The following is a 6641-nucleotide window of genomic DNA, read 5'->3' as shown; positions in this document are numbered from 1 at the left end:
TGATGCGCCCCGGGTCTGGTGCAGGTCTCGTTATCTGTCACCGAGCCCGGGCAGGCTCGACAGGCTGATCGGGCCCGCTCGGGCCGGCCGGCTCGGTTCACCGCGGTGCAGGTTGCGCAGGTCAAGGCACTGGCCTGTCAGCTGCCGGGCCGTGTAGGGGCGCCGTTGTCGCGGTGGTCGTGTCTGGAACTGGCCCGGGAGGTGGTGGCCCAGGGTATCGCGGAGGCGATGTCGGCCTCGACGGTGTGGCGATGGCTGACGCGGGAGGCGATCAAACCCTGGCAGTATCGGTCGTGGCTGTTTCCGCGTGACCCGGACTTCACGGCGAAGGCCGAGCGGGTGCTGGACCTCTACGAACGCCGCTGGAATGGCCGGAAGCTGGGGCCGGATGAGTTCGTGATCTCCAGTGATGAGAAGACCTCGATCCAGGCCCGCTGCCGCTGCCATCCCACCCTGGCGCCCGGGCGAGCGCGGATGATGCGGGTCAACCACGAGTATGAGCGGGGTGGTGCGGTGGCGTATCTGGCTGCCTACGACGTGCACCGGGCGCGGGTGTTCGGCTCCTGCGAGCCTTCGACCGGGATCGTGCCGTTCATGGCGCTGGTCGAGCAGGTCATGACCGTCGAGCCGTATGCCTCGGCGAAGCGGGTGTTCTGGGTGGTGGACAACGGGTCCTCTCACCGCGGTCAGGCCGCGATCGATCGGCTGACCGCGCGGTTCCCTAATGCAGTCATGGTGCACACCCCCATACACGCCTCGTGGCTGAACCAAGTGGAGATCTACTTTTCGGTTGTGCAGCGCAAAGTCGTGTCTCCCAACGACTTCACCGATCTGGCCGAGGTCGAGCAGCGACTGGGCGAGTTCGAGAAACGCTACAACGCCACCGCTGCACCCTTCCAATGGAAGTTCACCCGCCGCGACCTGCACGACCTTCTCGCCAGGATCACCGAACACGAACGCCAGGATGCCCCTGCCGCCCTCCCACACGTGGCATGACCACCCCGGAAGAACTTCCGAAAGCGACCACTAAGTCAGCGTTTTGCGCGACACATCACCACCGAAACAGCGTTTCGGTACCGGCCTGCAGCCGGCCGGTGACTGGCCGTCCCGCGAACCGCGACCGCTCCCCCGCGGAATCACGGCGGTGGGCCCGTGTCTGACCGCATCGTCCCCGCCCTTATTCCCGATGTCCGGCCAACCCGAACCGAACGCCGCCATGGAAGGCCCACGGCGGCTCCTGACCTCGCCCAGGTCCTGGCAGTGCCGAGCACAGCTACCTGGACTTACGCGATCGCCCGAGTCGACCGCTCAGGCCGCGTCTCCGAGCAGTCGATCGTCGACGCCCTCGGATGGACCGTTGACGAGGCCCTCTCCCTCACCACCGTCGGGGTGGGCGCCGGGAGCTACCGACGCGCCGCCGACGGCTGGTACCACCTCACACCCCGGCGCGAGATCCGCATCCCCTCCGCCATGCGAACACGTTGCGGAATCGCCAAGGGCGACCGACTCATGCTCGCGGCCTGCGCCGAGCGCGACACGCTCGTCATCTACACCATGTCCGAGCTCGATCGCCTGCTCTCGCCGCACCACGAAGCTGCTCAGCCCGGAGGCCGCCCGTGAACGAGAACGCCTCCGCAAACGAGCAGACCGTCGCAGCCGCGGTTGAACTCGTGCTCGCCAAGCTCGGCGTGTCGCTGGACGACACAGCACGCCGAGCCAAAGCCAAGACGATGCCGACCTTCGCCGAGTACGCACCCGAGGTCGCGAAGTCGACGCCCAAGACGTCGAGCAAGACTTGGATCTTCTACTGGAACGTCCTGGTCGCCGAGTGGGGTGACCGGCCGATCGACGAGCCCCGCGCCACGGACATCAACGCACTGGCCAACCTGGTCCAAGAACGAGCTGCCGCCAAATCGGAGTCCTACACCGGCGCAGGAGCACGGGCACTCTTCATCGATGCCGTCAAGTGCTTCTACCGGCGAGCTGCCGAAGACCGGCTGATCCCCATCACGGAAAGCCCGGCCGCCACCATCAAGAACACCAAAGGACGGAACCACAGTCGGCGCGCTCTCACTTCGCATGAACTCACCGAAATCAACCGGACCGCAGCCAGCTTCGGCCCTGACCCGCTGCTGGACAGCCTCCTGCTGAGGTTGCATAGCGAAACCGCTTGCCGGGTCGGTGGTGCACTCAACTTGCGGCGTCGCGACCTCAATCCCCGAGACTGCACCGTCCTGCTGCGCGAAAAAGGTGGCAAGAACCGCCGTCAACCTGTCTCACCGACCCTGCTCAACGCGCTCCTGGAGCACCACGACTCCCGCGGTATCGATCATGACACGAACTCCCAGGTACTGCGCCTGCGCAACGGCACACCCATCCGCTATCACACGTACCAGACGTTCTGGAACCGAATCTGGCGATTCTGCCGTGGGCGAAGGGACTCGGCGTCACATCGCACTGGCTGCGGTACACGACGTTGACCTGGGTCGAGCGCACGTTCGGCTACGCCGTCGCGGCAGCGTACGCCGGGCACGCTGGCCCTGACACGTCAAGCGATCGCGGTGGCGTCACCTTGACCTACACGGCAGCGACCATCCACGAGGTGGCCGCCGCTCTTTCAACACTGACAGGAGAGCCGCACCCACTGGCCGATATCGCAGTTCTGTCTGGCGAGGCGGCCACTCTTCACGGTGACGACGGCCGACTGCTTCCGCCCGGGAGGCACTGATGACGACCATGCCTCAGGCGAAAGCCGTCGACCGGATCCGAGCCCACCTCGACCAGGCACAGCGCGACGGACAGCAGCCGCCCGGCAGGCCGGCACTTATCGCCCGCGATGCACATCCTTCGCATTCACACTCCCCCTGAGGTCCGCCGCAGTGCCCGAGCAACAAATTCCAAGGTCCCCTAGTCTAGTGGCGCTCGCCCGGCGGGTGGTCCGGGCGGAACCGCAACCGTGGCCGTCGTGAGCACGAGGGGCCGCCTCCGGCATGCGGCCAAGATCATGAATGCACTCGCGGGCGCCACGGGGGACAATTCGAGGGTGGTTCAGAAGTCATAATTGCTTATGGGCCACCTCCAAGCCGAGACAGTCAAATGGAACTTTTCGCGCCGCCGTCCCGGCAATTACTCCAGGGCCTTGGCCAGTCCGCTGCTGTGGGCTGGTACCCGGCTACGAAATGCATGAACACTCTGCCAGGTACCGATGAGATTACCCAAAGACGAGACTAGGCCGGAAAGGAGTTGACCAATTGCATCCCGGACCAGACGGAGACCTGACGAACCGCCATCTGCACGGGCGGAAAACATCGGGGAACCGACCATGGTCACAGGTGCGCCCGTGGCCACGACCAGTGGTGCCGATAATCACCACACCGCCGCACGGTCGCAGCCCGATGCGCCGACAGCCAGCACCACGGTGAACACCGCAGTCGCCGGCAAGTCCGGTCGCCCACGCCGCCGGGATCGCCGGAACCACTTGACCCCTGGCAGCGCTCCAGCGGTTCGCGTCGAGCCCGGTCCTCAGACCGGGTCGACGAGTTCTGGGCCGTTGTTGCGGGGGTTTTTGACGGCGGTGCTGACTTCGTAGGGCTGAAGGCGGGGCTCCGGGACGCGGGCGAGCAGGTCGCGGACGTCGTCCGGCCTGTCCGTGCTCAAGAAACGGCCGATCAGCCGGGCCCCCTGTCCGGCATGCGCTCCGTACCGAGCCGGATGACGGGGTCGACCAGTCGACACGCTGCGACGGACTGACCAGGAAGAATGCAGGGCTGCCGCTTGCGGGAGTACGGCGTCCGGCACTGTCGGGTGACCCTCGCCGGACGCTGCCGCGGAGACGCACGGGTGGGAATGGTGAGCACGCATCCGGCGGCGATCAGCACTGACCCAACGTCGCCAACGGGGGCGGGACGCGGCTACGTCGCTGGCGTCCATCGCTACACGGCCTGGCCTTTTTCCGTCGCGCCGACCGCCGTCCGGGCGTGCTGGCCGACCTGGACGTAGGCCACTGGGCCAACCTTAAGGAGTGACACGTCACCGGTCGGCGGGGTGCTTGCGGCGGTAGGCCGCCCACCGCAGCTTCCGTAACGTCTCTTCGAGGGGCACGGACGGCGACTTGCGGTGGATCCGCCGGGCTTCCGCCTGGATGAAGTCCTCTTCGCCTGCGCTTACCGCTTCCCAGAAACCGAAGGCGTAGCAGCAATTCGGTGCCGAAAGGCTGAGTGGCTGCGCATCGCCCCAGCCGGCGCGGTACCCGTCGGCCACGCCCTCGACCACGACCGCGGGGTCGTGGAAGCTCGGGTGACGCACCTTTGCCGTTTTGGTAAACTCAGCGGTCCGCGGCTCCGGGCCTGCACCTTCGGCGCGATCTCGTTGGGCGGCTTGGCGGCCGCGGGTCAGGCCGAACCGGTGGCAGCAGTCCGACCTGTTCGTCCCGTCCAGCCGCCGGTTCTGGTACTCGGCTTGGTACGCGAGGACCGCCGCGTCGACCACAGCACGCGGGTGATGCGGTCCCGGATGGGTCGCGCCCACCACGTCCGCCGGTTTGGGGACCGGGTCCCACCGACCGCCCGGAGAGCGGTCCATGAGCTTGCGGATCGCGGCCCACGCGGCCTCTTTGCTCGAGAAGCTGCGGCGGCCGTGCCGCGTGTGCTCGACGTACCAGACGTGCGTGGCGCGGGTACCGACCTCGATAAACGCGACCTGCTCCGGCGGCACTTCCGTGAGCTCCCACCACATCAAGGCCTTGGGTGGCGTAGTTTTGCCGGGCTCGCAGTCGGCGGGCATCAGGGTGACATGTTCTACCGACCCGGACGAGCGCTTATACGAAAGGTGCAGGGTGTACTCGGGAAACCGCCAGTTGTCCCATGCACTGGTTTTTCCCATACGGTGCTGCTTCGGTTCGCCCGAGGAACTCGGCTTGCCGAACCTGGCCCGGGCCGTGCTCCGGGTGTCCCCGAAGGTAATTCCGCGCGGCAGCGGTCCACGGAACTCCTCGTGACCGTCGTGGCCTGCTGAATGCAGGTGGACGGATGTCACGATGCCGTCGTCGACTGTCAACTCGATGCCTTCCTGCGGGTTTTCGTATCCCTTCCTTGTGCCGAGATCAGCAGCCGGACAGTGCTTCAGGCCATAGTGCTTGAACAGCGACTGCACCAAATCGTCGTTCTTCATACGGCCCAACGCGTCGACCACGTCGTCCATCCGGTCCTCCCCGCGCGAGTGACGATCGATTTCTGTCAGACCGACAGCACCCGGCCGGCGAGTTCGACAGAACGCTGCCAACTCCGTCGGTCGTGCCCTCGGCTCCAGCCACCGCAGCAAGCCCAGCGCATCGTCTTCACCGCCGACCGTGCTCAACACCGTAGAACCTGCCACAGCACACATTGTAAGGTCCAGAATTAGTGTCCAAGTTCCACCGACCCCGACAACAAACCCGCAGGTCACCGATACCACCGCCACTCGGATTCGGATCATGGCCCAAGTCAGGTTCCACTCGCGGCGATCCGCATAAACTCGATGTTTGCCACTGCCACTTGGCACCGCCCAATAGAGAAAATCTGGGTCGTCTGGAAGAAGTGCCGGAGCGTCGGCTTCCTCAACCAGCGACGGATTGAGATGAGCCACGCCCAACCCCTCGGCGTCTTCGACGGAGGCGGCATGAATCCAGCGAACCTGCCGTCGCCCGCCACCGTGCTGTCCGGAGTACATGACGTCATGTACTCCAGATAGCCGCGTTAGCTGAGTTGGCAGAGCGGCCGCCTCTTCCTCATGCCCATACCGCCCCACCCCGACCTGGAAGGAGTGTGCCGTGACTACCCGCTGCGCGTCCTCCAGCGGGCGGGCTACCTGGCGGGAACGCACGCGCTATCGCTGACGTGCGGAAAACGTGCCGCGCTGATGATCAGCGGCGCCAGTCGCGGCAGATCGGAACGGCTCAGGGGGCGCCAGGCTCGGGCAGGGCGAACAGAGCATGCTGAGCAGGATCGTCGGGTTCGCCGGCCAGCCGCAGGCACTTGCGGCAGCTGACCGGCTGGTGGGTGGGGGTAATCTCGCCGCCGGCGCCGAGCCCGGACCAGCCTTGGTGGCAGGCGGGCGCGGGCAGGGTGAGGCTGTTGCTCCAGGGCACCCAGGCGACCTGGTGGGCGATGTCGGAGCGGCCGATGTGCAACCGCATCCCGGTGAACAGCCGGTGCTGCGCCGCGGCGAACCGCGCCGGGTCGACCCGGGTGACCGGGAACAGCGGGATCGGCTCGCTCACCCTCCCATTATGGCCAGCGGAGCGCGCCATGGTCGCGGAGCCGACCGGAACAAGGCCACCATCGCGGCGCTTGCATTGCTCGGCTGTTCGCGGGCCCGGCGACAAGGCGGGGGTCCCTGCCGCTCGGGGCCGTGTGCGGCGCAATGGCGCCGCACACGAAAAGACGCCTCGCACCACGTGGGCGTTACTGGCCATTGGCCAGCAGCTCCTGCAGGACGCGCCGTGCCTGAGCCCATCCTGGCCGGCGCCGCGATCGGCCTCGGCTACGTCTACGCCAGCGTCGCCACCACCCGGCCCTGGACGCTGGTGTTGGTGCTGGGGTCTGCCCAGGGTTTGCTTGACACCTCATGTGTGAGGCTTCGGCCTTGCGTGGAAGGATGTCACC

Annotated in this window: 6 protein-coding genes; 3 read left to right on the top strand and 3 right to left on the bottom strand. The window is 66.5% G+C overall.

Annotation, left to right across the window (positions count from 1 at the left end; genetic code table 11):
- Positions 1 to 18: 18 nt before the first annotated feature.
- From C2L58_RS03335 to C2L58_RS03325, 3 genes are all read left to right on the top strand, one after another.
- Positions 19 to 996 (top strand): IS630 family transposase, encoded by a 978-nt coding sequence (locus tag C2L58_RS03335; protein WP_255410488.1) that lies wholly within the window; start codon positions 19 to 21, stop codon positions 994 to 996.
- Positions 997 to 1152: 156 nt separating this feature from the next.
- Positions 1153 to 1620 carry a hypothetical protein gene (locus tag C2L58_RS03330; RefSeq protein WP_146073521.1) on the top strand — a complete coding sequence of 156 codons (468 nt, stop codon included), beginning with the start codon at positions 1153 to 1155 and terminating at the stop codon, positions 1618 to 1620.
- Positions 1617 to 2480 (top strand): tyrosine-type recombinase/integrase, encoded by an 864-nt coding sequence (locus tag C2L58_RS03325; RefSeq protein WP_233225525.1) that lies wholly within the window; start codon positions 1617 to 1619, stop codon positions 2478 to 2480. The genes C2L58_RS03330 and C2L58_RS03325 overlap by 4 nt, the downstream gene beginning before the upstream one ends.
- Positions 2481 to 3522: 1042 nt before the next feature.
- Here the strand turns inward: C2L58_RS03325 and C2L58_RS51235 are convergent.
- From C2L58_RS51235 to C2L58_RS03315, 3 genes are all read right to left on the bottom strand, one after another.
- A complete protein-coding gene (locus C2L58_RS51235; RefSeq protein ID WP_255410487.1) occupies positions 3523 to 3657 on the bottom strand; it encodes a hypothetical protein in 135 nt (44 codons plus the stop codon).
- 372 nt (positions 3658 to 4029) lie between these two features.
- The gene (locus C2L58_RS03320) at positions 4030 to 5199 is read right to left on the bottom strand and encodes a hypothetical protein (protein WP_103335720.1); all 1170 of its coding nucleotides are present in this window, start codon (positions 5197 to 5199) and stop codon (positions 4030 to 4032) included.
- A 733-nt stretch (positions 5200 to 5932) separates the two neighbouring features.
- On the bottom strand, positions 5933 to 6256 hold the full coding sequence (locus C2L58_RS03315; protein WP_233225524.1) for a hypothetical protein: 324 nt from the start codon (positions 6254 to 6256) through the stop codon (positions 5933 to 5935).
- Between the last annotated feature and the right edge of the window lie 385 nt (positions 6257 to 6641).

The organism is Amycolatopsis sp. CA-126428, assembly GCF_002904335.1.
Lineage (GTDB): Bacteria > Actinomycetota > Actinomycetes > Mycobacteriales > Pseudonocardiaceae > Amycolatopsis.
This window is presented reverse-complemented; position numbering and strand designations above follow the sequence as displayed.

Excerpts from the sequence above, each read along its gene's own strand:
- C2L58_RS03320 (WP_103335720.1), bottom strand. The coding sequence starts at position 5,199 with ATGGACGACGTGGTCGACGCGTTGGGCCGTATGAAGAACGACGATTTG.